2 protein-coding genes are annotated in these 1,030 nt (G+C 42.2%); both read left to right on the top strand.

All coding sequences use genetic code 11. The features are described 5' to 3' along the window. Nucleotides 1-209: 209 nt before the first annotated feature. Nucleotides 210-614, top strand: coding sequence for an IclR family transcriptional regulator (locus SSCH_RS06565; protein WP_052835402.1), 405 nt, complete (start codon nucleotides 210-212; stop codon nucleotides 612-614). Nucleotides 615-734: 120 nt separating this feature from the next. After that, a partial coding sequence (locus tag SSCH_RS06560) for a 2-oxoacid:acceptor oxidoreductase family protein (RefSeq protein ID WP_044664773.1) occupies nucleotides 735-1,030 on the top strand: 296 nt, incomplete at its 3' end.

Below are 1,030 nucleotides of genomic sequence, written 5' to 3'. Positions count from 1 at the left end.
GCTTGGAGTATTATCAGGACAGGAGCTAGCACGTTATCTTTTTGATCACATGCTAGTATGAAGGCGACTATTCGATGATATAGAGTGCCCCATGGAAAATAAATAATCAAAAAATCGTTTCCTGAAGACAAAGATTTCAGGAGATATAAGTTTTTTACGCTTTCTCCAAGTACTATAAATGGAAATTCCGGAACAGTTAAAATGTAGACATGTTAAATAATGGGAGCGCGGGTTCTGAGTCTCTGCCAGCTTACTGTACAGCTACAGGAAAGGTACTTTTGGCAGCTTTGCCTCCAGAAAAACTGGACGATTATATCAAAAAAACAAGAATTAAAAAAAGTATAACATCCAAATCAATCACTGAACCGGATTTACTGAAGCAGCACCTGGGCGATATCAAAAAACAAGGCTATGCAGTTGACAATGAAGAGATCGAAGAGGGTTTGGTCTGTATCGCCGTACCGCTTAGAAACAGCAGTGCACAAATTATTGCTGCTATCAGTATTTCTGGGATGGCCGTGCGGATGAAGAGGGATCTGGACGGGAAGATACAGCTGATGAAACAGTTTAGTAAGCGAATTTCCATGCAAGCTCTTGGGTGGAATCCCTCTTAAATGCTGTGCCGTGGATATCCAGGAGATTGCGGATATGGCAGCCGGGGTGGAAACCCTTTAAATAATATAGTTTTTGGCAAGTATCTATTACAACATCATAGTAAAAGGAGGTTGCAAGAGTTGATACAGATTAAGATTTACGGCCTCGGCGGACAAGGTGTGGTTACTGCAGGAAAAATACTTACCTCAGCAGCTGCCATCCACGAAGATAAGTATGCCATGACCGTGCCCGCTTACGGACATGAGAGGCGAGGTGCTCCCGTTTTTGCTGATCTGGTGGTTGATGAAGCACCTATTTTAACCAAGTGCTTTGTCTATGAGCCTGATTATGTGTTAATTTTTGACCTTTCAGTGATCGAGAAAGGGATAAATGTGGTAGAGGGCGCACACGAAAACACATGTTTTGTAGTAAACAG

The sequence above is a fragment of the Syntrophaceticus schinkii genome (assembly GCF_000946815.1).
Lineage (GTDB): Bacteria > Bacillota > DSM-12270 > Thermacetogeniales > Thermacetogeniaceae > Syntrophaceticus > Syntrophaceticus schinkii.
Note: the sequence above shows the minus strand (reverse complement) of the source record. Positions and strands in the feature narration are given on the sequence as shown.